The sequence below is a fragment of the Streptomyces sp. NBC_01390 genome, assembly GCF_045040105.1.
Classification (GTDB): domain Bacteria; phylum Actinomycetota; class Actinomycetes; order Streptomycetales; family Streptomycetaceae; genus Streptomyces.
Genome location: NZ_CP109551.1, coordinates 1,569,777 through 1,594,761, shown reverse-complemented (window position 1 = coordinate 1,594,761; position 24,985 = coordinate 1,569,777). Strand labels below are relative to the sequence as shown.

The 24,985-nt window shown below is 66.6% G+C and carries 25 protein-coding genes; 14 read left to right on the top strand and 11 right to left on the bottom strand.

The genetic code is table 11. From position 1 onward, the window contains the following. Positions 1–40 precede the first annotated feature (40 nt). Complete coding sequence (locus OG241_RS06920; RefSeq protein ID WP_405814306.1) at positions 41–430, bottom strand: DUF6233 domain-containing protein; 390 nt, start codon at positions 428–430, stop codon at positions 41–43. 457 nt (positions 431–887) lie between these two features. On the opposite strand from OG241_RS06920, the gene OG241_RS06915 reads away from it, so the two are divergent. Both OG241_RS06915 and OG241_RS06910 read left to right on the top strand, forming a co-directional pair. Then, a complete protein-coding gene (locus OG241_RS06915; RefSeq protein ID WP_405814305.1) occupies positions 888–1,109 on the top strand; it encodes a hypothetical protein in 222 nt (73 codons plus the stop codon). 5 nt (positions 1,110–1,114) lie between these two features. Continuing rightward, on the top strand, positions 1,115–1,633 hold the full coding sequence (locus OG241_RS06910) for a hypothetical protein (RefSeq protein ID WP_405814304.1): 519 nt from the start codon (positions 1,115–1,117) through the stop codon (positions 1,631–1,633). Positions 1,634–2,078: 445 nt separating this feature from the next. Here OG241_RS06910 and OG241_RS06905 read toward each other — a convergent pair whose 3' ends face one another. Further along, positions 2,079–3,977 (bottom strand): pentapeptide repeat-containing protein, encoded by a 1,899-nt coding sequence (locus OG241_RS06905; protein ID WP_405814303.1) that lies wholly within the window; start codon positions 3,975–3,977, stop codon positions 2,079–2,081. A gap of 286 nt (positions 3,978–4,263) precedes the next feature. Between OG241_RS06905 and OG241_RS06900 the strand changes: the two genes are divergently transcribed. The 4 genes from OG241_RS06900 (at position 4,264) to OG241_RS06885 (ending at position 7,584) form a co-directional block, all read left to right on the top strand. Beyond that, complete coding sequence (locus OG241_RS06900; protein WP_405814302.1) at positions 4,264–5,028, top strand: hypothetical protein; 765 nt, start codon at positions 4,264–4,266, stop codon at positions 5,026–5,028. Between the two features lie 772 nt (positions 5,029–5,800). Beyond that, positions 5,801–6,022 (top strand): hypothetical protein, encoded by a 222-nt coding sequence (locus OG241_RS06895; RefSeq protein WP_405814300.1) that lies wholly within the window; start codon positions 5,801–5,803, stop codon positions 6,020–6,022. A 3-nt stretch (positions 6,023–6,025) separates the two neighbouring features. Then, positions 6,026–6,976, top strand: a complete 951-nt coding sequence (locus tag OG241_RS06890) for a helix-turn-helix domain-containing protein (RefSeq protein ID WP_405814299.1) — start codon at positions 6,026–6,028, stop codon at positions 6,974–6,976. Positions 6,977–7,260: 284 nt separating this feature from the next. After that, on the top strand, positions 7,261–7,584 hold the full coding sequence (locus OG241_RS06885; RefSeq protein WP_405814298.1) for a hypothetical protein: 324 nt from the start codon (positions 7,261–7,263) through the stop codon (positions 7,582–7,584). 524 nt (positions 7,585–8,108) lie between these two features. Here the strand turns inward: OG241_RS06885 and OG241_RS06880 are convergent. Then, positions 8,109–11,141, bottom strand: a complete 3,033-nt coding sequence (locus tag OG241_RS06880) for a Tn3 family transposase (RefSeq protein WP_405814297.1) — start codon at positions 11,139–11,141, stop codon at positions 8,109–8,111. Positions 11,142–11,333: 192 nt separating this feature from the next. On the opposite strand from OG241_RS06880, the gene OG241_RS06875 reads away from it, so the two are divergent. The 5 genes from OG241_RS06875 (at position 11,334) to OG241_RS06855 (ending at position 14,540) form a co-directional block, all read left to right on the top strand. Next, positions 11,334–12,251: a hypothetical protein gene (locus OG241_RS06875; RefSeq protein ID WP_405814296.1), complete on the top strand. Its 918-nt coding sequence runs from the start codon at positions 11,334–11,336 to the stop codon at positions 12,249–12,251. Between the two features lie 6 nt (positions 12,252–12,257). Then, positions 12,258–12,989 carry a hypothetical protein gene (locus tag OG241_RS06870; protein ID WP_405814295.1) on the top strand — a complete coding sequence of 244 codons (732 nt, stop codon included), beginning with the start codon at positions 12,258–12,260 and terminating at the stop codon, positions 12,987–12,989. 38 nt (positions 12,990–13,027) lie between these two features. Then, a complete protein-coding gene (locus tag OG241_RS06865; RefSeq protein WP_405814294.1) occupies positions 13,028–13,459 on the top strand; it encodes a hypothetical protein in 432 nt (143 codons plus the stop codon). Positions 13,460–13,488: 29 nt separating this feature from the next. Next, positions 13,489–13,860, top strand: coding sequence for a hypothetical protein (locus tag OG241_RS06860; protein ID WP_405814293.1), 372 nt, complete (start codon positions 13,489–13,491; stop codon positions 13,858–13,860). A 110-nt stretch (positions 13,861–13,970) separates the two neighbouring features. Next, positions 13,971–14,540: a hypothetical protein gene (locus OG241_RS06855; protein WP_405814292.1), complete on the top strand. Its 570-nt coding sequence runs from the start codon at positions 13,971–13,973 to the stop codon at positions 14,538–14,540. A 347-nt stretch (positions 14,541–14,887) separates the two neighbouring features. Here the strand turns inward: OG241_RS06855 and OG241_RS06850 are convergent, their stop codons facing one another. The 6 genes from OG241_RS06850 to OG241_RS06825 form a co-directional block, all read right to left on the bottom strand. Further along, the gene (locus OG241_RS06850) at positions 14,888–15,499 is read right to left on the bottom strand and encodes a hypothetical protein (protein ID WP_405814291.1); all 612 of its coding nucleotides are present in this window, start codon (positions 15,497–15,499) and stop codon (positions 14,888–14,890) included. 129 nt (positions 15,500–15,628) lie between these two features. Beyond that, positions 15,629–16,534, bottom strand: a complete 906-nt coding sequence (locus OG241_RS06845) for a hypothetical protein (RefSeq protein WP_405814290.1) — start codon at positions 16,532–16,534, stop codon at positions 15,629–15,631. 561 nt (positions 16,535–17,095) lie between these two features. Continuing rightward, positions 17,096–17,731: a TniQ family protein gene (locus OG241_RS06840; RefSeq protein ID WP_405814289.1), complete on the bottom strand. Its 636-nt coding sequence runs from the start codon at positions 17,729–17,731 to the stop codon at positions 17,096–17,098. Beyond that, entirely contained in the window at positions 17,728–18,780 is a 1,053-nt protein-coding gene (locus tag OG241_RS06835) for a TniB family NTP-binding protein (protein WP_405814288.1), read from the bottom strand. Before OG241_RS06835 ends, OG241_RS06840 begins: the two co-directional genes overlap by 4 nt. Further along, positions 18,777–20,669, bottom strand: coding sequence for a Mu transposase C-terminal domain-containing protein (locus OG241_RS06830; RefSeq protein ID WP_405814287.1), 1,893 nt, complete (start codon positions 20,667–20,669; stop codon positions 18,777–18,779). Before OG241_RS06830 ends, OG241_RS06835 begins: the two co-directional genes overlap by 4 nt. Then, entirely contained in the window at positions 20,666–21,418 is a 753-nt protein-coding gene (locus OG241_RS06825; protein ID WP_405814286.1) for a TnsA-like heteromeric transposase endonuclease subunit, read from the bottom strand. Before OG241_RS06825 ends, OG241_RS06830 begins: the two co-directional genes overlap by 4 nt. Positions 21,419–21,805: 387 nt before the next feature. On the opposite strand from OG241_RS06825, the gene OG241_RS06820 reads away from it, so the two are divergent. The 3 genes from OG241_RS06820 (at position 21,806) to OG241_RS06810 (ending at position 23,395) form a co-directional block, all read left to right on the top strand. Then, a complete protein-coding gene (locus OG241_RS06820; RefSeq protein WP_405814285.1) occupies positions 21,806–22,159 on the top strand; it encodes a DUF317 domain-containing protein in 354 nt (117 codons plus the stop codon). A gap of 108 nt (positions 22,160–22,267) precedes the next feature. Further along, complete coding sequence (locus OG241_RS06815) at positions 22,268–22,558, top strand: hypothetical protein (protein WP_405814284.1); 291 nt, start codon at positions 22,268–22,270, stop codon at positions 22,556–22,558. 15 nt (positions 22,559–22,573) lie between these two features. Continuing rightward, entirely contained in the window at positions 22,574–23,395 is an 822-nt protein-coding gene (locus OG241_RS06810; RefSeq protein ID WP_405814283.1) for a DUF317 domain-containing protein, read from the top strand. Between the two features lie 313 nt (positions 23,396–23,708). Here the strand turns inward: OG241_RS06810 and OG241_RS06805 are convergent, their stop codons facing one another. Next, positions 23,709–24,398, bottom strand: coding sequence for a hypothetical protein (locus tag OG241_RS06805; protein WP_405814281.1), 690 nt, complete (start codon positions 24,396–24,398; stop codon positions 23,709–23,711). Positions 24,399–24,477: 79 nt separating this feature from the next. Beyond that, entirely contained in the window at positions 24,478–24,921 is a 444-nt protein-coding gene (locus tag OG241_RS06800) for a hypothetical protein (RefSeq protein WP_405814280.1), read from the bottom strand. Positions 24,922–24,985: the final 64 nt, after the last annotated feature.

The window sequence follows — 24,985 nt, the reverse complement described above, 5'->3', positions numbered from 1 at the left end:
TCAGGATCATCCGGGCAGTACGCCCCCGCACCCGGGCCGCTCATTCGAGGATCCCCAGGGCCGTGTCCGGTCGGCAGAACTCGCAGGGGTGGAAGAACCGCGCGTCCTTGCTGAGTGCCCCCCGCGCTTCCTCGGCGGTGAGGCCGGTGACGGGCCGAGTCGCCATGACGCAGCCGCCGACGTGGACGGTGCAGCCGAGCGGATGCCCTTGGTGGATCGCCTGCTCGGAGATGTACGCGCTCTTCGGCCTCGAGGGTGATTGGGGGCGTTGCTGCGGGGTGGGAGCAGGATCCGCTGCGGTGAGGGCGCGGTGTACGGCCTCGCGCTGGAGTCGCAGGTAGGTGGCGATCGTCTCTGTGGTTGCGAGTTGCTGGTCGAGGTGCGACAGGATCGCGCGGAGACGCGGTGGATCCGGAGGCAGCTCGTTCATATGTTCGATACTAGCTAACGAGCTCACGCATGGTTGTGTGACGTTTGTAGATCTCTCGCAGCGATTCCTAATGCCGTTTGTCAAGCCGCGAGGGCGGCCAATCGTTGCCAGCCACAAGCGGCAGAAGGTTGAAAGCCACACCCGACATCCCTGGGTGGGTGAACCGTACGAAGGGCTCGCCCGGTCCCGCAGGGCAACGTAGGGAAGGTTGAGTGACGCAGAGACGGGCCGAGACTCGCCGGGCGGCAGCTTTCGGCTGGGTAGGGCCGCGGGGAGTTCGCGCCGGTCGGGCTACGCTTGTGGAGGGTGCCGACGGAGACGCCGAGCAGCTTGGCGATCGGCTCGATGCTGTTCTCCGGGTTGGGCCGCATGCCGCGGGCGCCGTGACGCACGTCTTGACGATCGGCGATTCTGATCCTTCACCGTGCTGCGGCGGACGCTTCGCTAGTCTGCCGCAGTGATCGAGTCCTCCTCACTGCCCGGCGACCCCACCGAGTTCCACCTGCGCATCTCCTACGACGACGAACTCTGCGACACCCCTCAGGCCGACACGCTGGAGCGGTGGAATGTGACCATCCTCCACCGCCGACGGACCCACAACGGCGGGGCGGGCCCCGCGGGGGCCGGTGCCTGCGTCACTGCAGACTGCACTTCGTGCACCGCGGACGACGTCGCCTAGGATCGATGGCCTTCTACCGGGTGCATCTCGACGGCGCGCGGAACGCCTTCTGGGCCATGGAAGAGGAGTCCGAGGAGCTGTACGAGATCGCCCAGGTCGTACTCGATCCAGAGACCGGCTCTTTCACCACCGAGGTCGGTGAGTTGCTGGAGTACGTGGGCTCCGCCTTGCTCGTGATGGACCGGGTGACCTTGGATCCGCCATGGCGTGGCCACGGCCTGGCCTCCGTTCTCGTCATCGAGGCGATCCACCGGCTCATGGCCGGATGCCGGGCCGTCGCGTGCTCGCCCGGCATCACCGACCTCGAGACCCGCAGCGTGATGGACCGGTCTGAGTGGGACCGGGTGAACGCCAAAATCACCCAAGGGTGGGAGCGCATCGGGTTCCGCTTGTACCGCGACAACATCTATCTTCTCTCGCCCAGCTCGCAGGACCTGGAGGAGCAACGAGGAGTGCTCCGGGGGCGGCTTGTGGAACTAGGCGCCTCGTGGAGGAGCGAGAGGTCCGTACCATCGCGGGAGTGAGCGGGAGGGAGCCTTCCGCTGTCCTTCGATGGAAGGCGACCGCTGGTTGATGTCGATGTCCCGGCTCGTTGAGAAGCTTGCTGTACGCATACGACGCATACAACGCGAGGCCACCTTCCGTGACGGCGCCGAGCGCGGTCTGATCGGCACCCATGAAGTGCCGGTGGCACGAGCGTTACCAGCGCAGCACGCGCTTCCCTTTCGTCCGGACTAACGGGGACAAGCCTGCGCTGGACCGGCGGGCCGAACGGCTGGCGCAGCGCATCCAGGGCATCGGCATCTGGATCGCCTACGCCCTGCTGCCCATGCTGCCTGGCTTATCTGGGGGTCGAAGGCTTTCTGTGCAGTTCATAGGCGTGATCGGTGGTGCAGGCAAGTAAGGCACGTAGCCGGGAACGGTTCGGTCGAGCCGTTCACAGGGCTCCGTCTGGCCGGGGCAAGGCCGTCAGCGTTTGATGCGGTTGCGGACGGCGAGGACGGCCAGGCCCAACAGGACGGGTTCGGTTAGGCGGGAGGTCATCTCGATGTAGGTGCCGGCGGTGGTCAGGTCCTGGCCGGAGGAGCGGAACACCACCGAGTTGAGGGTGACGTTCAGGGCCTTCTCGAAGCGCTCGCCGGTGAACCGGCTGCCGGTGGGGTTCTGGGGGTCGTCCTTGTCGATCTCGAAGGTGACCTTGCCCCCGCCGGCCGGGACGGTGCCGGTCGCGGTCTGTTTCGGGGTGTCATGGGCGATACCGACGGCCATCAGCAAGACGATGGTGAGGAGCATGGCCGACCCGAGCCAGGCCAGGGTCCGCGAGGCGCGCAGACCGTAGCCGGACAGCGCCCAGTACGCGGTCAGCAGCCCCCGTTCACTGCGGGGGATGTCGTCGGCGTGGCGGCGCATCTCCATCTCCCCGTAGTAGAAGTCCGCGGCCCCCGGCTCGTGCTTGCCGTCCTCGAACGCCTTGCGCAGAGCCCGGTACACCGGAGCCAGCTGCAGTGGCCCAGCGCGTCCGGCGCCGAGGACTGCCACGTTCCAGCCCCGCACTGCTCCCGGCTGGCTGGCACGCCACTGGTGTTCCTCGGCCAGGATGCGGCGCTCGGTGAACCGCACGGGCGGCCAGTGCCACCACACGGCGGGCGGAGCCGTGTCGAAAGTGCAGGCCCCCTCCAGACGGAGTTGGTCCAAGTGCACGGTGCCGGCGAACAGGCACTGCGACAGGTCGAGGTCTGAGAGGACCAGATGGGCCGCGTCCACCCCACGAAGCGACGCCATCCGCACCCGGGGGGCGCGGGGATTCGAAAAGGGATCTTCGGCGAGCTGTCGGCCGTTGGTGAGCATGAACGGATCCGGCTCGGCGGCGATTGTGAGGGGGTACTCGAACACCGCATGAGCGAAGTCCACCGTGGCGTAACGCAGGCGGATCTCCGCTGTCGATGACCAGCGAGTGCGACGGCACTCCAGACGGCGCGCAGCGAACGAGAGGGTCACCGGGCCACCGAACGCCGCACCGGACAGCACAACCCGTCCAGCACACACCAAAGGTCCGAGCTGGTCAGCTGTTACGAAGGTCGTCGACTCGAACCAGGCGTCTCCGTTGAAGGTCGCCGAGTTGAACCAGGTGTTGCTCTCGAAGGTCGCATCCATGAACAGGGCGTCACCCTGGAAGGTGGCCGAGATGAACCTGGCGATATCCTTGAAGATCGCCATGAGGAACCCGGCGTCGCCCTCGAAGGTTGCCGAGTCGAACAGGGCGATGCCCTCGAAGGTCGTCAGGCCGAACTCGGCGCGGCTCTCGAAGGTCGCCGCCTCGAAGGTCGCCGAGCCGAACCCCGCGCTGCCCACCTCGAAGGTCGCCTCGCCGAACAAGGCACTGTCCTCGAAGGTCGCCTGGCTGAACCCGGCTTGGCCCTTGAAGGTCGCCTGGCTGAACCCAGCTTGGCCCTTGAAGGTCCCCCGGTCGAACAGGGCATTGTCGCCCTTGAATGTCGCTGACTCGAACAAGGCGTCGCCCTCGAAGATCGCCGACTCGAACAAGGCGCAGTCCTCGAAGGTCACCGACTCGAACGATGCAGCGCCCTCGAAGGTGGCCAATTCGAACTTGGCATGGCCGAGACGTGGGTGCCCGGATTCAGGGTCGCGGAGGGCGTTGAGGAAGGTATTGAGAAGGGATTCGGTGAAGTTGGTGCCCCGGTGGTCGATGCTGGCGCCGGGAGTCAGGGCGGCCAGGTAGGCGTCGCGGTCGTCGTCGGCGAGGTGGGCGAGGCATACGGTGTGGCCGGGGACATGGATGCCGCGGCAACCAACGGGGTCTACACCGTGTGCGCAGTGCGGCCAGGGTGGCGGTTCGGATGTGCTCATGGTGCGGCGGCTCCACGGTGTCAGGGTGCCCGTATGGACGCCCTACGGACGGGAATGGTTCAGGCTCGACGGTGACAGGCCGCGTCGGGGAGGTTCCCAAACTGCGAAGATGCCGTACGTGCCTGAACAACCCGTTGATATCCGTCAGGCACGGAGCATTGAGGGACACATGCCACACATGACTTCTCTGGAATACAAGATCTCGGCCTCGACCGGGTTATGCGACCGTGCTCCGGCATGGCCGTTCGCTCGGTCGGGAGTGCGCTGCAGTGGCTAGAGTCGCGCCATGGGACCTGGCGAGTTGAGCGAGGAAGCCCGCGCCGCGATGCGCCGCGCTCTAGTGGATGAAGCCCATCGGGCCGCTCGGCACCAGTACGTATCCACGACCTTGGACGCCATGGTCAACATCGAGAGCTGGCTTGCCGTCGACTCTTGGCTGGGGGCTGGCAAGCTCGCAGACACCAAGCTGCGACCGACACCCGATGAGGTGAGTTACTCAGCGTTCCGTGCGGTGTCCACGGTCGTATGCATGAGCACCGAACTGGCTGATGCCGCAGTCGCGATGGCTGAGAAGGAGCGGTATTACGCAGTAGGTGCAGTGATCCGTCAACTCATCGAGTGTGAGTACCTGCTGGCACTGTTCAGCGAGGACCTAGACCATGCTCGCGGGTGGTTCGAAAGTACGCCTGAGCAGGTCCGTTCGATGTTCGCGCCGGCAAGAATGCGGAAGCTGACCGGGAAGTTCTCAAACGAGGAGTACTGGAATCACTGCTCCACCGGCGGACACCCTGCTCCGAAGGGTATCGGCTTGCTGCAAATGATGGATCTTCCCCGGAAGCAGTGGCCATATGTCAGCGCTGAACTCCTGATTGACTTGGGCCTGCATCTGCATCGCATCTGGAAGGCCATGGATCAACTCCTCATGAACCACCATGCCAGATATGAGGCCGTTCGAGCCGATCAGCGTGACCAGGCCGAACGTGCATGGGTGACTTGGCAGGAGGCGGATCCTGTAGTCGCGGTTCTGATCGAAGCGTGGCGAATCGGCTGAACTAACTTAGGCAGCACGAAATGCTTCGATCCCTGTCGGGGCGCTATTCACCGGGCATGCTGGGAAGCTAGCAGAATCCTCGTCTGGCCTGCGAGAACTCGTGAGTTAGTTCGGTCAACACGTCTGTCGCCCGCTCGACACCCGAGATAACAGGAACTCTCGTCCGATCAGCGGAGGTGGCGCTCGATCGGCCAGTCCGACGACGAGGTGCCCCGCTTCGGCGCATGACCCGCAAGAATCGGACCTGTTAGGTCCAATAGGTCCGACCACCTGTGATCTGGTGAATGAGACTGGGGCCTGGTGAGTGAGGCGAGGAGCCGGTGGCGATTCCACCGGCCCCTCGGCGCTGTGTCGGCGGGTGAACGAGCCGACAGTCGCGGGGGCCCTCGCGGCAACGTGGCCGACCACGACGATGTCCCGAAGTCGAAGGGGGAGCCCACAGACCGACGGGATGCCTGAGTGCTTGGCACTTGAGGCGACACCAAGAATCACCTCGTACGCGCACGTGGCACAACCTTGATTGAGACGGCTGCGGTGCAACGCCGGCAGAGTCACGGCGCTGACCTGCGAAATCCGGGTGTGCGAGGTTCTGGATCCACAGCGCCCAGTCTGAGACAGGGGTGGTCCTATACCCCGGCGTAGGTAGAGAACGGGTCTTCGTACCCCCGGGGGTGCGTCAACATCGTGGAAGGTCACTCGTGTGGGCGACGGCAACCGCTCGTGCGCAGAGGCCAGTTGGGGAGCCCGAACAGACACCGAACGGGAGAAAACTATGTCTCACACCGTCCATGCCGCCTGCGTGGTGCCCGGCGACCGGCCGCTGACCGGTCCTGAGGCGACCGTCGTTGTGGTCGTCTTGGTCCTGGCCGTGCTGCTCGCCCTCGCGGGGATGCCGGCCTTGTCCGTCCTGGTCCTGCTCGCCGAGGCGACGGACACGGGCGTGCGCCTGGTCCGCCGGGCGCGCTCCGGCAAGCAGGCCGCGGTGGAGGGCTGAGCGATGGGACGACGGGAGAACCCCATCGCCCCGTGCGACCGGGAACTGGAGAAACTGGTCCGCTGCCTGCGCGATCACCGCAGCCGCGCGGGTCTGAACTACAGGGAGCTCGCCGCGCGATCCGGGTGCAGCGCCTCGACGCTGATCCGGGCCGCGTCCGGTGAGCAGATGCCGAAGCTGAAGACGGTCCGGGCCTACGCTGCAGGGTGCGGCGCCGACCCCGGAGAGGCTGAGCGGCTGTGGAAACGCGCCCGCTACCGGGCTGTCCGCGGCTGCGAGGAGCCCGTTCCGCATCCCCGGTACGTGCGGAACTTCGCGGAACTGCACGCAGCGCTGGCCGACCTCTACCGGAAGGACGGCTCGCGGCCGTACCGCGAACTGGAGGCGGCAAGCGACGGCGTCCTGGCCCACGCCACCGTCGGGCGCTTCCTCCGCCAGGAGGGCGGACGCCCCACCCGGCAGTTCGTCAGGGAGTTTGCCATCGCCTGCGGGGCGAAGGGGATGGCGCTGCGCGAGTGGGAACAGGCGTGGGACCGGGCCGAGGAGCAGCGGCTGGGCGGCAGACCCGCGATCGTGACACGTCGCCGGGTCTCCGAAGTCGTGTTTGCGGACGGCCGTCCGGTGTTCTTCCACTCGGACCCCGAGCGCACCCCCGACGGGCAGGAGGTCCGGCGGATCACCCCCGCCCGCCCGCAATCGGACGGCCATGACGTCACCAAGCTGATCCGGGTGATCAAGGGGATGTCCACGTCCTGCCTCGTCTGCACGCAGAACACCCGGCCGTCCGGTTCTGTGCCGCCGGTCCGATCCCCGCAGCCAGTGCGCCGGAAGATGGCCGTCGCGGCGGCCTCAAGGGCCATCGGAGCAGGGATTGCAGGACCGGCCAGAGCTCCGTCACACCTGAGAGTGACGACCGTCAGCAAGAGTCTCGGCGGTACGGCGATCATCGCGTAGCGGCGTTCCCGCCGGAAGCGCAGTCCACCGCTGCTTTGTCCCGTTGGAGGCAATGGGACAAAGCAGTTGGCGGAGTGACACGCGGTCGGGTAGTCCGGCGGATGCGTTGTCGTCCCATTCGGCGGCGGAGTGCCGGTACCCGAGACCGTCTGCCCAGCGCTCACGGGCGGAATGCCTGCTCAACGGAGCTGTCGCCGCCATCTACGGGGGACGAGAAAGAGTGGCAGTCCACCCGGATCTTCGTCGAGACACCCGAGTCTGGTCCCACCCGGCGCAGGAGCCTGATGGTGCTCCACGAACTTGGCCGAGCCCGGCGACTTCGGCTGGGGCTACAAACGGCACCGGCAACATCAAACGCTGCCGCTGCGATCCTCACCGACGCCCTCGGCTTCGGCGGCCCTGTGGGATGCGGCATCCGCTTCACCTCCGAACCGGAGGGCATGAACGTCCGCCGACTCCGTGAAGACTTCTGCCGCGACGTCCTGTCCCCGCTCTGCGACGAGTGGCGTCTTCGCTGCGGTGTCGTGCTGCGCTGGTCCCTGGCCTGGTATCCCCAGAGCGGCATCACGGAACTGCCAGGTGCCCTACAGGAGATGCCGGCGTTCTGACAGAACGGGCAGAGCGAGCGTGGACAGGACGCGTAACAGGTTCTTGATCACTCACTGGGTTGTAGTGGGGCCGGCCTGCGACGCGCAGGAGGACGGCCAGGCCGTCACCTGAGTGGACGTCCCCTTTCACCGATGGATGAAGCACTCGTCCACGAGGCCAGCCCTGAGGGTCAACTGGCCACCTCACAGGTTGTGACCGCTCCTGCGTAGCGGCTGGGGCGGCTGATGCCCCAGCCGCTCGGCGACCAAGATCTCAAAAATGTGGGTTAAGGGGTGTCGTGCCTGTTCAGGGCACCCGTCTGATCGGGTTGGACAGGCGCTGAGAGGTTCTTTGGCTTCGGTCTCGTCGAAGTTGACGCGGCGTCGGGGAGTGAGGTGGTCATCCTGGGGCGGAGACGGTGGGCGTTGGTGGGCAAGGGGGAAGCCGGTACCTCGGGTGAGGCACCGGCTTCGGTGTGAGGTGGAGGGGTCGCTGTTCAGTGGTTCTCAGGGACGGCTCCGCCTGCGGAGGTGATCTGCCGTTTTCAGGTGGGGTCCGGTTCGAGGTCGGGGATCTCGAACATGGTGTCGGTGGGCGGTTCGAAGTGGAATCGGCCGCGCATGTTGATGTGGCTGTACATCATCCGCGAGAGCTGGCGGAGGTCGCTGTGGGAGATGGCCTGGCCCTGGGCGCGCATTTTCTCGACGATCTTCTGGATGTAGACCGTGTTGAAGAGGGCCACGGTGTTGAGGACGAGACCGAGAACGCCGAGCCGGTTTTCCAGACCGGGGTAGTAGTCCGGGAAGGGGCCGTCGATGCCGTGGCAGATGCGCCTGGCGAGGTCGGAACGTTCCTTGTGCAGCCTGCTCTGTGCTTCGATCCCGTGCCGATACTCGGGGTTGTCGTAGAGACGGAGCAGGTGGCGTGTTTTGGCGATGCGGCCGAAGGAGACGATCGCTGATCCGAGGCCGGTGGGCTGGCCGTTGTGGGTCACGATCCGAAGGGCGTCGTGTGCGCTGATGGCTCCGTGGTGGATTGAGCCGATCACCCGCAGGATGTCTTCCCAGTGCGCGGCGATCTGGGATAGGTCGATCTGCCGGCGTGTTGCGCTTTGGAGAGGTCCGTAGTCCGCTGACCTGTCGATGCGCCAGAGCCTGGTGTCGTTGATCTGGTGCGGGGCGGGCTGGTAGGAGTAGCCGGAGAGGGTCAGAAGGCCGAAGACGAGGTCCTCGTGTGTTCCGGCTTCGGCGACGATGGCTTGGGGGTGTCGGCTGTCCGGGACGTTGGTCTGGTCCCGGTAGGTCGTAAGGGTGTTCAGCGCTTCCAGCGCGGCGCTGGGTCGGCCGCTGACCATGCGCCCGGACAGTTGGATGGCCTGCTCGGTCAGCATGGTGAGCCAGGTGACCTCGGAATTGCCTTCGGGTGCGATGAGCAGGCCGGGCTTTGGGGTGGGGATGACGAAGCTGTGGCCGTCCACGGAGGCGAGGCGCTCCCCGTCCAGCTGCAGGGTGGTGAGTGCGTCATTCTCTGCGCCGAGCATGAGGGTGGTGCACGCCTCGATCACATCGGGGCGGAAGTATTCGCGGCTGATGCTGGTGAGGCGGTCGAGTTTGAGGGCGTCTTTTTCTTCGTTCGCGACGGCTTCGAGGCCGATGTTGCAGCCGTACGCGACCATCACGGCGGCTACGGACAGCTCGAATTCCGGGTAGGGGGAGGGGTTGCCGTTGCGGGTGGTGAACGCGGCGATCGCGCCGGTCCGGATCAGCACGTCCAGCACCACTTGGGGCAGCTCTACCTTGGGGAGCATCTTCGCCACTTGCCGGCTCAGGCTCGATGGACGCGGTGGCCGCCCCTTGGGCAAGGCCAAGTCGCCGTTGCCGAGCGCGATGTGAGCGCCTTCGGGCATGCGGGAGGCGACTGTAACGAGCTCGGCGTGCAGGCTGGTGGCAGCGCGGTCGAGGTAGGCGCTGGGGTCTTCGGGCAGATCCAAGCTGGTGAGCAGGCTGGGCCGGGCCCGTGCCCAGACCTCGCCTGACAGGAGGCGCGCAAGGAGGTCTCCCCAGCGGGAACAGCCCTGAACGAAGATCTCTCGTTTGCACAGATGCCGGTGGAAGGTCTTCACCACACACAGGGCGTATGCCGACAGGTTCACCGGGCCGTCGGACTGTTCCGGTTCACCTACGACAAGGCGTCTCCAGGAGCCTTCCAACAAGGTGGTGTCGATGTCTTCGAGCTGGACGTCCTCACGATCCAGAAGCAACGGCAAGGCGTGGAGCGCGTTAAGTGCGGCCTGGCCCGCGGGACGTGCGCCGAAGCGGACCTTGTCGACAAGGACGGGTACGAGCGTTCGTACGTCTCGGAACCGTTCCAGCGCCTTGGCGCGACGGACCTCGTGAGTGTCGGAGTCCCGGGCTGGCATGTACTCTAGGAGGTTCTTGGCCGCCCGCAGGAGAGTGTCCCGGTCGGCGACCGTCTCCAGCACGGTGCGCGTGGAGTCCGTGTCGGTGACTGGGTCGGTGATCTCACCGCTGTCGTGATCGATGCTCTCCGCCACGGATTCCAGGACGGCGAGCAGTGCCTGTCCGGTCAGGGTGCCGTCCGGGGCGAACGTCGGGTAGGCGTCGACCAGGGCCTTGTCGGCCCACCTCTTGGGTTTGGCGATGAAGCCCTCGGTGATCAGCTTGTCGAGCATGTCGATGGCATCGTCCAGGGCGCTCGTCTCCAGGCGCTTGACGGCCGCAAGTACCGCAGCCCGCTTGCCGGTCTGCTCCTTCAGGCGCGGTACCCGCTCGGTCAAGGCGTGATCGGCCAGCTGCGCCAGCTTGCGGTCGGGGACGGACGAGACATCCACATCAACGAACCCGAGAGCGCGGATATCGTCCGCGCGTTGCAGCGCCTTCTCGAAGTTCGCCCAGGAGGGCACGCCGACACCGCGGCGCAGCCCGTCCAGACGACTGGTGCGCTCGTCGGGGGGGACCTCCATCAACCAGTCGATGGTGCCGACCTGGTGAGGGTTCAATTTGGAGACGAGTTCCTTCGACACTGCGTCTTCGGCTCTGCTGCGGCAGAGCGTCACCAGGTCGCGCAGAGTCGAGTATCGGGGGAGCAGCACGCGCTGCTCGCGGAGCCAGATCAGGGCCTGGAGTGTCATCGCCTTCGGGCCGTCCGTGGAGTACTTCAGCCGGTCTTCCAGCCAGGCCACGAGCTGGGCCTCGCCCTCCGGGAAGGAAGCCCAGCCGTGTTCCCGTCTGATCTCTCGTACGTGGTCTCGAACGGTGTCGCCGTTCTCCCCGTACAGGATGATCTTGGCGAGCGGGTCGGAGATGCCGAGTTGCTCGCCCACGCGCAGCACCAGGTCCTTGGGGATCCTCTCCATGTCGGTCTGGAAACGGCCCAGCAAGCGCAGAACCGTCAGCTGCACGGCGAGGCCGAGACGATTGTGCTCGCCGCGCTTGCCCTGGATCAGCCGCTGGTCTTCCTCGCCGAGCCGGAGATGGGGCCAGTCGCGCTCCGGGATTCCATTGACGAACGACGGGTACCCCGCGCTCACCTCCTGCCGCTCCTCTGCGCTGAGCATTGCCTCTCCTGACGATCGGATTGTCACGCGGGGCAGATTCAGGCCGCCGGCTGGGTCGGGTCAAACCGGACTCCGGGGGTGATCGGCCTTAGGGCACATTTTTGAGATCTTGGTCGTCGACCCGTTTTCTGCGCGGCTGTTCGAGTGGCTCGCGTCCATTTCCGACGGCTCGGACTTCTACCGTCCTCGGCCATGGAGAACGTGTGGATCGAGCCGGGCGCTAGCGCAGAACCCGGCTACACCGACGATCAGCTCAAACGTGCGAGAGGGTTCGCGGAGCAGGACGTCCAGGCGACGCGGGTGCAGCTTGCGGCGCGCTTCGGACTCGGCGACGTGTGCGCCGAGATCGCCGAGCAGTCCAGCCTGGCGGTGAGCAGCGCTCTGGAACCGCTGGCACGCCAACTCGGCTATGCCGCCGACACGCTTGAGCGATACCAGCGCGTCACGGTGTTGGCGGGCGCGGAACTTCGTGAACGTCTCGCCACGTCGTCCGTCCACGTGCCGTGGAAGTGCGTGGTCGCAGCCTGCGTAACCGACCCGGCCGAGCGCGCGCGTCGTATCGGACTGCTTCTCGGGCGGCTCGCCGGCGCCGAGCGGGCGGGATGGCCGGCCGTACTCGACGCCGGGGAGTACTGCCGGGCCCTGGGCCTGGCGGACGGAGCGTCCTGCGGCATGGAGACGCCGGGCGAGATCGTCGCTCAGCTCGGCCGTGCAGGCGTGCGGGAGGCCGTCGTCGCGGAACTGACCAAAAACCCGGAAGCCGTCCTGTCCATCCTGCGGGAGCCGACCGTGCGTGACGTCCTCCAGGACCAGGAGATCGCCCGGTACGTGCGCGAGCAGATGCGCCCCGTGTCGGATCCGGACCAAGAACTGGTCAACGAGCTGATCGGCGACGACGCACGCGATCCGCGTGCCGCCTGGACCATCCGCTACTTCGGCCTCGCCCACAAGTGCAGAGAGATCCTCCTGCTGGGTCCCGACGATTTCGCAGACGTCGACGACCCCGACGTGTGGCAGTCCGTCGAATCCATCCGTGACTCGGTCACCTCCTGGGCCGGCCGCGTCCTGGACAAGCGCCCCCGCACGATCCGACTCCTCTCCGGAAAGTAGAAACCCGTGTCTATCCCCAATGCCGCCGGCCGCTACCCCAACGCCGTACGCGACGTCCTCGACCGGGAGGCACTGCGGTGCATCCGCCAGGGTGGGAGCGAAGTCGAGCAGCTCGCCCGGATGCAAAGCGTCGTCGGGTCGAAGATCAACGTGCTCTCTACGGAATACCGTCCGGTGTTTGACCGCGCCGTGAAATCGATGTGCACCACCTCGTTCAACAAGGTCTGCAAGGAACTTCGCATCGCCGCTCTCGCTGGTCCGGCCGGACCCACACAGGGCGGCACCACCGTCACGGGTCCGAACTGCGGGACCGGAGCATCGGGTCCTGGCGACAATGTGGTTCCCGGCCCGCACAGTGCTGGATCCGACGACGAAAGGGTCGTGGCGAAGGTTCTGATCGGTGAGGGCGGCGAACTGACGGAGAAGTCGGCCCAGCAACTCGTGCTGGAAGACCTCGACCGCATCATGGAAGTCCTGCCTCCTCTTGCCGAGCGCGACTTCATGGAAGCGGACCGGCTCGATAGAGCGGCCAAGGAATCCGCCCTAGGAGCCAAGGAGCACAGGGCCCGCGGAAACCGCATCCTCGCCCTGTTCAAGCGCTACGACCGGCTCGTCGTCGGCATCGACAGCATCCCCGGCATCTTCAACCTCGCCGACTACCTTGCCGAGGTCGGAGCCCAGGCCCTTGGCCTGGACGACGAAGACGCCGAGCTCCTCCGGTACGCGGGCGCCCTGTGACCGAGTCCACATGGCACAAAGAAGTCAAGGACTGGGGTGTGGCCACCGAAATCCCGCTCGGGAACCGCAGAGCGGACTGCCTGCTGCGCTGTGGCAAGCGGGCAGAGATCCAGGCCCATCCGCTCGCCCCGGTGGAAGTCGCCGGCCGGGAGGCCCACACAGACCTGTGGATCCTCGACTGCCGAGCCGCCCACGCGCGCAACCGCCTCCTGGTCTGGGACGACCCGGAGTTCGGGACGCTGTTCCGCTGGGACCGCGCCTGGCAGGGCTTCGCTGTGGCCAAGCGGCCCGCCTTCCTCAACACGGAACTGGACATCAGCACGGGATGTGGCACCTTCCTGGAGGTGACCGGCTGGATCTTTGACGGATACCGCGCTCTCGGTTCCGGCAGGCTCCATACCGCTGCTGCCATGCGTTCCTGGATGCGCTACGACACGCCGCTCACCTCGCGCCCGGCCGTGACCCAGTGACCTGGCAGCCACTCCACGGATGGACGGGAATGCACTACCGCACCGTCGTGATCGAGCTGGACGGTCTCCTCCAGCAGGTGCCGGCCGAATACCACGCGACCGGTGCACGCGCGGAACACATGGTGACAGCCAGGGCCTTCCACGCCGACTCCGTATTCGGTGAATGCCCGGTTCCCGTGGCCCTACCCTTGCACCGGCCCACTGCCGGCACCCACCCGGCACTGATCGTCGTGGATGACCGGGCCGAGTCCTGGGTCATGGACTTCAACATCTGGCACAACCAGATCCGCTATCACGTCACAGGCTTCTACCCCGTCGGACAACGGGCGCCTCGACCACACTCCATCTTCGGCAACTTCGCGGTGCCGAAGCGTGATATCGCGGGCGTTCGCAATTCATGACGCATTCGACATCGCCGGATTAAGGCGGTAACGCGCATCTGCCGAAACACAAATGATCGGCATGTTCATCCGTGGTAACTTCCGGGCCTTCGTGACAAGTTGGAGGGCATGTGAACGGCGAGTTCCTACTCGGCTTGATGGCTGCGGGAGCGGCGTTCGGCGGAGCACTCCTAGGCGCCGGTGGTACAGCCATAGCCGGACGCAGTCAGGCCAGTGCGGCCCGATACCAAGCCGACGCCCCCTGGATCAGGGAACTCCTGCCCACCCTCTGCGCAGAGTTCCTCCTCCAGGCCGAGCAGCTCTACCAGGACTATCAAGCCATGTATGAGGACGCGTTCCATGAACGCTGGGACGAGATGGAGCGCCGGGCCCGGGAGCTGGACTCGCAACGGTTGAAGCGGGCCTTCGCCGCACTCGAACTCCGCGCTCCCATGGACGTAGTCGATACGGCCACTGCGCTTCAGCAGTCTCTCCTCTACGACCATGCCCCAGAACCAGTCTGGCTTGGCACAGCAGGAAGAGACCGGGGCCAACAGATGGCGGCTCGGACCAGGCTCTCCGGCGCGTACCACAGCCAGCACAACCTGTTCTTGAAGGTGGCCAGAACCGCTCTCAAGGTTGGCGCCTACGAGGCGCCGGCCCGGAGAGCGTGGCTGCCCCTGCGGCGCCGCCAGCTGTAAACGGGTTCGGTGTTTGGTGAGGGAACGCTCACCTTCGAAGCGACAGGACGGCAGTTGTCCTTTGACAGCGAAGTTAGTCGTTCACAGCGCGCTGACCTGGCCCGACTGAGTTGAATGTCAATGAAATCATCGACGTAAAGGTCGCACAGGCGCTGCGTGAGGCGCCGTACCTGGGGACGCCCAAGGACGTGCGAGGAAGGCGCTCGGTAGGCGGTGAAGTCGGCGCTGACGCGCTGCTGCTCATTCGCGCGGAGGGAGGCACTCGTCGAGCAGAGATTAGGGGTGAACATGGACGTTTTCGAGCGGGCGGTGGGATCCGGGGCGGACTGCGCGAAGCCGCCACTCCGCTACTGCTTCTTGCGACTCCTACGCAGTGCGTCGTCGAGTTGAGCACGGATCTCTCGCTCTGCTGTCGCCTCACTCGGTTCGTCCGGAGCCAGGCGTGGAGGATGGGGGTTGGCAGCCTCGGCTTGTTCCTCCTCTTCGAGGCGGCTACTCGTGCGCAGGGTGTGAGTGGGAGCTGGCTCGGAGGGCCATGCCAACAGCAGATACTCCTCCGGGGGTACTGGAGTGGTCTTACTCTGGGCGACGGACCTTCCTATGGCGTGGACTCGGACGCGGTACTGGAAACAATCCGCAGTCGTCAGGAGAGTGCCCGGGGCAGGGGGTCCGAAGTCCAGGGATTCGAGCCGGAGAAGATTGTGGGGAGCGGTGACGGTTGCCTCCACGATCTCTTCCCAGGGCCGTGACTCGTCGATGTCTTCGGCTGGTTCCCTCTCGGTGCGGGCGCATACGCGGACGTATCCCGTCTGGATGCCTGTGCGAACTAGGGCGCCACCTTGCAGCATCGGTGCGATGAGACCGTTGGACCAGTCAGCGGAATGTACTGGGATATCCCCGTTATCGAGCAGCCCGAAGGTGCCTTCCGATACGAAGACGTCGTGCCAGGGGGTGTTCATGGATCCTCCTTCCGCGTCAGGTTAGCTTTGCTGGAGCCGGTTGTGCCCGTGTGTGGCGCCGGGACGGCCGGGAAGAGGCCGCTCCGCTCCCGGCGCCTTGGTGCGTTACATAACGCGCCGCCTGCGGAGTTAGGGGATCACAATTACACGGAACGGGTCGTCTTGAAGGACGCGTTCAGACCGATACAGGGCCGAGTGGAGTCCGCCCTGCGAGCTATTCTCCGTGGCGGTGATCATGCATACGCTGACCCCGGTGGGGCCCTGCCCGGCCGGGATAGCAGGGAACCCGCATCCATCGAAGGTGCGGCGTGTGCCGCCGGCTGAGAGTCCCTGCTTGGAGCTGGCGACGGGGTATTCGTCACATGATTTTCCGGTGACGCTGGGTGCGTCACCGCATGCCAGGTCTCGGTTGGCCTGGTTGACGGCCGGATCCGTGGTGCGAGTCAGAGGAGCCTCGAAGGTCGCACCGGGCAGTCCCGAGGCTTGGGCACGGGAGACGTGCGCGGCCAGTGAAGGGTTGGTGGCCTGGCTGTAGTAGACGGCCGAGGCGTACCAATCCACCACGCAGCCGGGATCGGTCCTGCCGGCGGTGTTGTTGTCGCACCGGAACTCGGCGAAGAGGGGGACAACGTACGTCGACGAGGTGTAGCCCGGGTTCGTGAAGGTCAGATTCCACCCTGTGTAGCAGTCGCCCTTGGCGCCGGCGGCTGTTGCTGTCGAGTCGTAGAACGCCTCGCCCGTGTACCACTGGCTCAGCGGCTGGATCGGCTTGGCGGGGAATGAACCGCTCTCCTTGGTGCAGGAAGCGCCGACTCGCGCCGTGCCGCTGTAGGAGCCCTTGAGCGCGTCGCCCCAGCCGCTGAAGGCTGTGACGTCGAGCTGATGGGCTATGCGGGACTCGCTGGTGCTGCCATAGCTGTAGTTGATGAGGAGGAGATTGGCCTCACCTGTAGTAGTCCGGACGCCGTTGCGCTCGACCCACGTGTAGTAGAGGACCCCGTTGATGCGGCAGGCTTGAGTGCGCGTGGCATACACGACGCCCTGGGCGTCTTCGCACCACTGAGGCGGAGAACTGCCGCGAGTTTCGAGTTGGCTTCGCCGCTGGGCAGGCCCGGTATGGTGTCGGCATTTTTGTACTCGATGCAGGAGCCCCGGCCGTTCTCATCGGACGCTGTGCAGATCTCGCTTGTGGCGGAGAGTCGGCTTGCGCCGGTTTCCCTCGCAGGTTCGTCGGAGCCCGGTGTAGTTTCCGGGATCAGAGGGGCTAATTCCGAAACAACAGCGGATCTGCTGTTGCTGTCCTGGCTCTCAGTTACGGCGCCAGCCGGTGCCGCACCAGCGAACGCAGCGAAAGCCACGGTTGTCGCTGCGATCACTGACCAGCGTCTCTTTCGGTACTGCTGCATGACAGTTCCCTTCAGATGACACGCAACACGCGTGGGTGCGCGCATCACTGAAGCCTCACTGAAGATGGAAGGTCAAGACTTAATCGCTCTGAGGAACGATTACGCGCCAGGGCGGTACCTTGTGACCGCGACGCTCATTTGCCCTAGGTTCACCACGTATGCGTGACTACTTTATTTTCCGGTGTCCTGGTTATTGACAGTTATCTCCTGATGCCGGGCGCCTTCGGCGTCGTGCGTATCTGATGTAGTGGCGGATGGAGTCGTATGTGATCAGGTAGTCGTGGTGGTCCAGGAGTTCGGTCCAGATCTGCCTTCCGTTGAGCCTTCTGCTGATCATGCTCTCGATCAGGTCGGCGAGTTCGCCTGTGATGGGATCGGTCACCGGACCTGCCTCTGCAGTCGTGAGGCGTGGGATCTCCAGGGCGAACCGGACATCCCAGCAGCGGAGGTTGTAGCGCTTGGCGAGCGTGCGGATCTGGGTGCCTTTGAGGGCCTCTTGGGCGATGCGGTGGGCCAAGCCCCGGCGCCGGGTGAAGGGATTCTTCTTGGGGAGGCGTCGGCGTGGTCTGTTCGTGCCGCCCAGGGCGTCGGCGTCAGCAAGGGCACGTTCGAGTACTTCGGGCGAGTGCCCTGCGGCCGTGGCGAGGTTTTCGAGGAGCGGCTTGCCGAACCACTGTGGTGGGCCGCAGAGATAGCAGTGCAGGAAGCTGGGCTTGAGATGGTTGGCGCGAGCCAGACGCCGGATGTAGGAGTTGGCGGACTCTCCGAGGCAGGGACGGAGTCGGACCGGCAGCGGTGCGAACCGGGGCGGTAGCTCGCTGTTCATCGGAACGTGGCGGTCTTCGTGGCCAGCGACGCCGTGGTGTGGGCGGTGTGGTCGAGCGGAATGGCCTGGAGGCTCTTCTTGGTGATCTTCTCGGTGCCGGTGAGGATGGCGTCGACCGCGGCTCCGCGGATGGCGTGGGAGAGGGACCCGATCATGCCGCCGGATTGGTCGTGCAGGAAGCGGTCCAGGCCCGTGAGTGTGCCGGGACGGTGGTCGTGCAGCCGCAGGGTGTCCTCCATGGCGGCGACCAGGCCCTTCCATTCGCTGTTGTAGGGGAAGGGGCGGGAAGGGATCAGGGTGAAGCGGCCGGCGATCTGGGCGCCCCGTGTCCCGGACAGCAGGCCGGATTCGGCGATGTCGATGCCGGCATAGACGAAGGTGGCGGCAAGGCGCTCGGAGAAGTACTTGAGAGTGTCGGCGACTTCGGCGCCGTGGCGACTGGCGAGTGAGATGTTGTGCAGTTCGTCGACCAGCACCAGCCCGGTGCGGGTGTCGGTGCAGACACCGACCACGGCCTCGATGATGTCGGTGATGTTCGAACGTGCCCGCACTGGCAGGCCCAGGAAGCGGGCGAACTCGGTCGCGATCATGCGGGCGGTCGCGGCAGGCGGGACGGTGACGTAGACGACCGGGATGCGGTCCGTGACCTGTGGGTGCCGGGCCCGGTCAAGGAGTTCGTGGGAGCGCCCCAACTGGGTGATGGCAATGGTCTTGCCGGTTCCCGCAGGGCCGGAAACGATCAGCCCGCGGCGGGCGCTGATCGCGTGGCGGTTGAGCAGGACCAGCCGGCGGCCGCAGATCGCCGTCTTCTCGACGAACGAGGTGGCGACCGTGAGCATGCGGGCGTGATGGTCAACGCGGTCCTCGTCGTAGAGGCCCCGCTCGGACACCGACATCCGCTGCCAAGCCCTCCGGGACGACAAAGCCGGGGGTGCGGGTGGCCCGTCGATGAACCTCCGCCACCCGCCCAGGGTGTTCAGCTGCCGCCCGGCCTCGGTGTCAGCCTCCCGCAATACGGGGCGGCGGGCCGCCGGCTTGGAGATGGTCACGAGCGCCTCCAGGGGTCGGCCAACGGGTCGAACAGTCCCAGCCGGACGACCTCGGCCAACGAGGTGTCCTTGCCCTCATCCATCGGCTCGCTGTCGGCTGGCGGATCGGGAAGCTCCCGCCCTGGGGCGGTCGCCCGGGTGCGGGCGGCGATCCGGCGATCCCGCCGGGACCGCTTCGCCGGAGGGCCCTCCTCGTCCGGGGGGCCGTCGTGGGCGCGTTTGAGCAAGGCGGCTGCCGCGTCCGCGATCTGTGCCTCGTTCCCATTCCTCGGGGCCTGCTGACGGGCGTGGTCCCAGGCCAGTTCGCCGAACGGGACGCCGACGCGGTGCAGGTGCCGCCAGAACACGGTGATCCACCGGTCCCTCTCGCCGCGGCGGTCGCGTACCCAGATCCGGGAGACGTCGTAAGGGTCGTAGTGGACCTCCCACAAACCCTTCTTCTCCGCGACCCCGGAGCGCTGACGGCGCAGCGGGTTCAACTCCGGGCCGTCGTAGGTGCGGTGGTTCATCCGGATCCCGTAGGCGTTGATCGCCTGCCACCTTTCCGGCAGCAACTCGATGTAGTCCTCACCGCTCAACGGAGCCGGAACGTAGCCGCACGACTCCAGCAGCATCGCGTACTTCTCGTTCGGCGAGTAGGCCCGCTTCGGAGCGCTGGGATCTCGCAGGGCGTCATGCGGCCGGTTCTGCCAGACCGCGACGATCCACTCGTCCAGCAGTTCCTGCAGCTCGGGCAGCGACCACAACGGTCCGTCCTCCAAGCGCCGACCGCGACGGTCCACCGACCGGCCGGTGTAACCGGCAACAAACTGCGCGAACAGCGTCGACACCGAACCCAGGGTCCTCTCGATCACACCCTTCTCGAAGGGGGACGCCTTGTGTGTCGGCTGCAGCGTGACGCCCAAGAAGCGACAGGAGGCACGGAAGTTGTGCGAGATGAAGACCTTGCCGTGGTCGCAGACGATCGTCTCCGGAATGATCACCGGTCTTGCCGCCGCGTGCTCCAGCCGCTCGTCCAGGGCCAGCAGCCGCTCGTGGGGCAGCGCCGACCGGGACATCCGCAGCGCCTCTGGCCAGCCCGGACGCATTGTCTCTGGTGTGATGCTGCGGGCCATGAGGGCGGAGGCGTCGGCTGCCTTCGTCGTGGGCCGCAGGACCGCCGCAGTGATCGACCTGGAGGCGATGTCGACGAGTGCGGTCAACTCGACCTTCTCCGCGATGCCGTTGTCCAGCCGCACCAGGACATCCAGCGGACTGGAGTCGATCTGCATCAACTCGCCCGGCGCGATGGCCGGCACTTCCCCGAACGGGCCGGCCGGACGTGCATGCAGCGAGCGGCGAGTGGTCGCCGAGCCGGTCGCGTGTGTGCCGGCAGCCAACTTGTCGAAGAGCCGGTAAAGCGTGCGCTCCGTAGGCAGTTCGATGTCATGGGCCTCCTCACGGGACGCCAGGATCTGCTTCGTCCGCCAGATGGTGAATCGGACCGTCCTTGAGGAGGCATCGGCTGTCTCGGCGATCGCCTGCCGCATTGCTTCGACCACCGCTGGGGCGATCCGCCCGAAGGCCGGCAGTTGCTTGGCCGACCGGCCGTCGGCCAGCCCGACAAGCCCGTCGCGGTGATATCGCTGGCGCCGCTGCTTGATGCCGCTGGCCGTCATCGGATGGCCAGCTGCCGTCAGCTCGGCCGCCTTGGCTCGCTCGCGTTCGGCCAGTGAATGCCGCCTGGGGTCGAACTCCGGTCGCGGCACTGCTCCTTGGGGTGTATCCGACGGCAGACCGTGCAGCACCTCCAGGATGTGGTCCTCCCACCAACGAGCCTGGTCAGCGGCCGTCTTGGGGAACTCTGCGATCCGGGCAGTCGGCGGAACCCGTCGCCGCTTCTCCTTCATCCGGCACTCTCACTGGACAGGCGCACGACCGTGAGCGGGCCCAGCAGTTCGACCGCTATCCCCTCGGCGGACAATTCCTGCCTCCACAGCAGGTGGAACAGCACGGGCAGCGTCGCGAGCCGGTCGCCTGCCGCATCGGCCCCGGGCATCAGCGGCCCCGGTTGCGAGAAGACGTCCATCAGCCGGGCAGCGACCGGACCCTGCCGACAGCGGGGATGACGGTAGCGCGACAACCACCGCACGTTCGCCAGCAGCACCGCCTCCGGCGTCCCCACCCGCTCGAAGTCCCACCCGGCCTCGGCGCAGGCCAGGCGCGTCACTTCGAACGCTTCGGCATCGCGCGGCGCGATCCAATCGTCGGCGCGGACATCGACGACCACGGCCGAGCCATCCGCCCGGCGCACAAAGAAGTCCGGAGCATGCCGACGCTCACGCGAACCATCGTGCCAGTGCAGCCAGAACGGCTGGGACGCGATACCCACCACGGCGGGATCGAAATCCATGAGCACGAGATGGTCCCGCTCCAGCCACGACTCGAAGCCGACATGCTGCCCGGTCGTCGCCGCCCAGTACCAGCCCGGGAAATGGCGCCCACCCGGCGGCCACCGAAACGGCCGTACCGGAACTGCGTCCTCGAACCTGACCGACACGCAGTCCAACAGCGGACGCCGTCGACGCTCGCGCCGGCCATCCATGCACGACACCTCGACGTACGGCACGGCCCCGTCCGCCCCAGCCGGTACGGCCATCCAACACCCCCAGCGTGCTCACCCCGCACGACTAGGTTCGCTGTCAAATAAGCCGAAACGACTGTTTTCGTTGTCAAACGCCTCGATTGGATGACAAAGGACAGCAGTTCGTGTCCTTGGACAGCGAATCCAGTCGTCCGCCCCGCGCTGACCTGTGGCGACTAACTTGATTGTCAAGGGCGTTGTTGAGGCCGTCCCCGCTCACCAACGTCATGACCTGCTACGACTGCGTTGGATGTCAAGGAATTCCACGGACTGGGTTCGATGTCGGCGGACAGTTCGCCGGGGGCAGACAGGAAAGATCGCGGAAAGACTGGCCAACGTGCGCGAATGCATGTCAACGTAGATGACCTTACAGGAAACCCCAGGCCAGAAAGGTTATTGCCTGTGACCGTAGTGCCCGCGGGCCCTGGTTTCTCCACCACCGTCGAAGCCCTGCGGCTTCGCGAATGGCAGCTCGGCCCCGGCCAGCCCACGCTGGTCATGGACCAGTTCTCCGCGGAGGAATTCCACCTGATCGTGGACGACCGCGCGGACGTGCACGTCAGCTCCAAGGACGGTCGCTTCTACCTCGGCTGGTTCCCGCTCGGCCGCCCCGGCACGGACGGTGAGGGATGGAAGATCGCCGTCACCGGCACCGCCAAGGTCCGCGGCTACCGCCTGTCGTTCGACACCGAGACGCCGGCCGACGTCGTCGCCGCGACCGTAGCGCGCGTGCTGGAGACCTCACGCCGCCTCTGACAGTACGGACACCGACACGTAATGCCCGCTCGGTGAGTGCTGGCCGTACCGAAGGCCGGCCCCTCCCGTTCCACTGCCCCGTTTTCCCCGCACCCCAGGAGGCTGTTCGTGACGTCCCCGGAGATGACCGTCGGCGATCTCATCGACCTGTTGTCCCGCTGCGACCGGAGTGCTCCGGTCCGCCAGGCCATGAACCCGTTCTTCCCGATGGCGCACCGCTTGGCGCAGGTCCTGCAGTCGGTCGACGAGACCGGCCGGAGCGTCGTCTACCTCGCCGAAGGACGGGACGAGGACGCACAGCTCGGCCACCTGCCACCGGAAGTCGCCATCGAGCTGACGTGGCAGGGCCCGGTCCAGGCACCCGCGCGCCGCGCCCGCCGCCGCGCCGGCGGCAGCTAGACCCGCACCGAGCCCTTGGAGGCGCCCCTGTACCCCGACTTCCCGCCCGACTCGTCCACCCCGCGCAGCGGCCAGCCCGCGTTCTGGGTCGGCCCCCGGCACCTGGCCGGTGACGATGGACGCCTCTACGACGTCGTCGCCGACGCGCTCGCCGGCCTGGGCTGGACGAGCCTGACGATCGTCCGCGGACGGCATGAGCCGGACGAGGCGCCGGAGGACCGCCAGGTCCTGCGCAGCACCGTCCTGCACATCAGCTCCGACGCCTTGCGCTGGGCCCAGTGGATCCTGGCGGACGAGCCGTTCCACCTGGGTGAGCTGCCGATCGCCTGGCAGATCTCCGCCCGCGCCGAGGAGAGCAGCCCACTCGCGCAGTGGTCGGCCTACTTCACCCGTGACGTCCCCGGCGAGGCGCTGGTCGACTTCCTCGTCGCGCTCGACGCAAGCGACCAGCCTGCCGTTCCGCTCGCCGGACCTGATCTGGTCCTTGACGCGGTCGCCGCCCACGGATGGCTCCGCGACATCGACCAGCCCCAGGCGGCGGCGACGGACCCGACGTTCACCTCGCACATCAGCCTCGGCGAGGTCCCGCCCCTCATCCAGGACGCCAACCCGCGCGCTCTGTCCGCCGAGGACGACGAGACGGGACCGGCCGGATGGCAGGCGTGGGCCGAGCCCGCGCTCGGCGCACCGTGTCTGTGGGCGGCATCGTTCGCCGCCAGCGCCCCGCACGATCTCGTGGCCGCCTTCGTCGCCTCCCTCAGCTCGACCGCACCGGTCCTGCGGCGGGTACTGCCCGAGGCCACTCAGGAGCGCCTCCTGCGCGCGCCGGCCAGCTGACGTCCCGCGCGCAACTCCCGACGAACGCAGTCCGGCACCCTCCCAGTGGGGGTGCCGGACTTTCTTGCTTCTCGGGTGAAGCGGCCATTGGCTTCGAAGCCAGGAAGAACTGCCGCCCGCCGATGGAACGATGCGGGAGGCGGCAATGCACCCCAGCCTCGGCGCCTTTATGGTCATCGCTCTCATCGTCCCCGGCCAGGTCCGGGCCTGGGGATCAGGCCAAGCCGCTTGCGCCACTCAACGCGTCAGCCGGTAATGCGCTGCTGCCCCCGATCTGCGGTGGTCGGGGGCAGCAGTGTGACGTGCACGCAGGTCAGCTCGTTGCCGTGGCCTTGGCGAGGGCCTTGTCGAGGTGGCGGTCGACAAGGGCCGGGGAGCCGGAGACGACCAGCAACAGGCTCCCGTCGCGGATCGCGGTCTGCTTGACCACGGTGCTTCGTCCCCCGGCGGTGAACGTCAGAAGATGGCTCCACTGCTCGTCACCGCCGGCGTGGGATGCGGGCAGCTTCTGCGAGGCCACATCGACCGGGGTGCCGCCCGCGACAACCTGATACGCCGGGCAGCCGGTCATGGCGTCGAAGATCCGGTCGATGCCGGCGGAGAGCTTCTTCGCGCTGTCGCTGTAGAGCTCCTCGGAGATCTCCGAGGAGCTGCCACCGTAGGTGAAGTCCGCCTTGGCCTTGTGCGGGAAGGCGAGGGTGCCGCCCGTCGCTGCGTCGCCGCCCAGCTTGCTGAGGGCCGGGCAGCCGATGACGGTGACGTCGTCGTGCTGGGCCGGATGCTCCGGCTTGGGCAGGTAGCCGCTGCCGAGGTCGCTTGGGTCGAGCAGGCGGGACGTGAGCGCGGCCGAGGAGAGCGCGGCCGTCTCCTGGACGGCGTCGGCTGGCTTTCCCGTACGGGAGGAGGGGGCCTGGTGCTTGATCCCGGTGTCGTTGGAGCAGACGGGCAGGGCGAGGAGGGCGGCGGTGATGCCGAGTGCGGTGGTGGCGACGCGAACGCGCATGACGGAACTGACCCCTTGGTGCTGGGTGACGGGTGGTCAGTGCGGGCCCGCGGGCCCGGTGGGGTCGTAGGGGTGGTGGTCAGTGCCCGAGGTGGCGCAGGCAGTCCTCGAACGTGGCGTGCGTCGCGTCCGCCGGTCCGGAGTGCCGGTTGTACCAGGCGGCGTCGAGGCGGGTCTCCTGCTGCTGGTGGCCGGCCCGGCAGCGCAGCCAGATTTCGCCGCGGGTGGAGAGGATGAGCCAGTCCCGGTACGCGCCGCACTCGGCGCAGGCGACCATCGCGCCGTCGAGGACGAGCGGCTGCTTCCACGGCATCATCTTGCCGTCGACCTGGTCGTGACTCGGCACCCGCAGTTCCGGCGGGAGGAAGTCGTCCACCATGGCGGCCGGCTCGGCGGACTCCGGCTCAGGCGCCGGCACTCCGAAGCCGGGCGGGACCTGGCCCTGCAGCTGCGCGTGCAGCTCGGCGAACTGTCTCTGGGCTTCGCTCGGCTCCTTGGCTCTGCGGCCTATCCGGTGAAACACCCTGGCGTCCTCCTCTACCTCGGCACCTCGTCCTGCGCGTTTCATGATCGTGCCCCAGGCCCCG

What these genes read in the sequence shown, in the direction of transcription:
- OG241_RS06920 (WP_405814306.1), bottom strand. Translation starts at nt 430, where the DNA reads ATGAACGAGCTGCCTCCGGATCCACCGCGTCTCCGCGCGATCCTGTCG.
- OG241_RS06910 (WP_405814304.1), top strand. Translation starts at nt 1,115, where the DNA reads ATGGCCTTCTACCGGGTGCATCTCGACGGCGCGCGGAACGCCTTCTGG.
- OG241_RS06905 (WP_405814303.1), bottom strand. Translation starts at nt 3,977, where the DNA reads ATGAGCACATCCGAACCGCCACCCTGGCCGCACTGCGCACACGGTGTA.
- OG241_RS06900 (WP_405814302.1), top strand. Translation starts at nt 4,264, where the DNA reads ATGGGACCTGGCGAGTTGAGCGAGGAAGCCCGCGCCGCGATGCGCCGC.
- OG241_RS06895 (WP_405814300.1), top strand. Translation starts at nt 5,801, where the DNA reads ATGTCTCACACCGTCCATGCCGCCTGCGTGGTGCCCGGCGACCGGCCG.
- OG241_RS06890 (WP_405814299.1), top strand. Translation starts at nt 6,026, where the DNA reads ATGGGACGACGGGAGAACCCCATCGCCCCGTGCGACCGGGAACTGGAG.
- OG241_RS06885 (WP_405814298.1), top strand. Translation starts at nt 7,261, where the DNA reads ATGGTGCTCCACGAACTTGGCCGAGCCCGGCGACTTCGGCTGGGGCTA.
- OG241_RS06880 (WP_405814297.1), bottom strand. Translation starts at nt 11,141, where the DNA reads ATGCTCAGCGCAGAGGAGCGGCAGGAGGTGAGCGCGGGGTACCCGTCG.
- OG241_RS06875 (WP_405814296.1), top strand. Translation starts at nt 11,334, where the DNA reads ATGGAGAACGTGTGGATCGAGCCGGGCGCTAGCGCAGAACCCGGCTAC.
- OG241_RS06860 (WP_405814293.1), top strand. Translation starts at nt 13,489, where the DNA reads ATGCACTACCGCACCGTCGTGATCGAGCTGGACGGTCTCCTCCAGCAG.
- OG241_RS06850 (WP_405814291.1), bottom strand. Translation starts at nt 15,499, where the DNA reads ATGAACACCCCCTGGCACGACGTCTTCGTATCGGAAGGCACCTTCGGG.
- OG241_RS06840 (WP_405814289.1), bottom strand. Translation starts at nt 17,731, where the DNA reads ATGAACAGCGAGCTACCGCCCCGGTTCGCACCGCTGCCGGTCCGACTC.
- OG241_RS06830 (WP_405814287.1), bottom strand. Translation starts at nt 20,669, where the DNA reads ATGAAGGAGAAGCGGCGACGGGTTCCGCCGACTGCCCGGATCGCAGAG.
- OG241_RS06825 (WP_405814286.1), bottom strand. Translation starts at nt 21,418, where the DNA reads ATGGCCGTACCGGCTGGGGCGGACGGGGCCGTGCCGTACGTCGAGGTG.
- OG241_RS06805 (WP_405814281.1), bottom strand. Translation starts at nt 24,398, where the DNA reads ATGCGCGTTCGCGTCGCCACCACCGCACTCGGCATCACCGCCGCCCTC.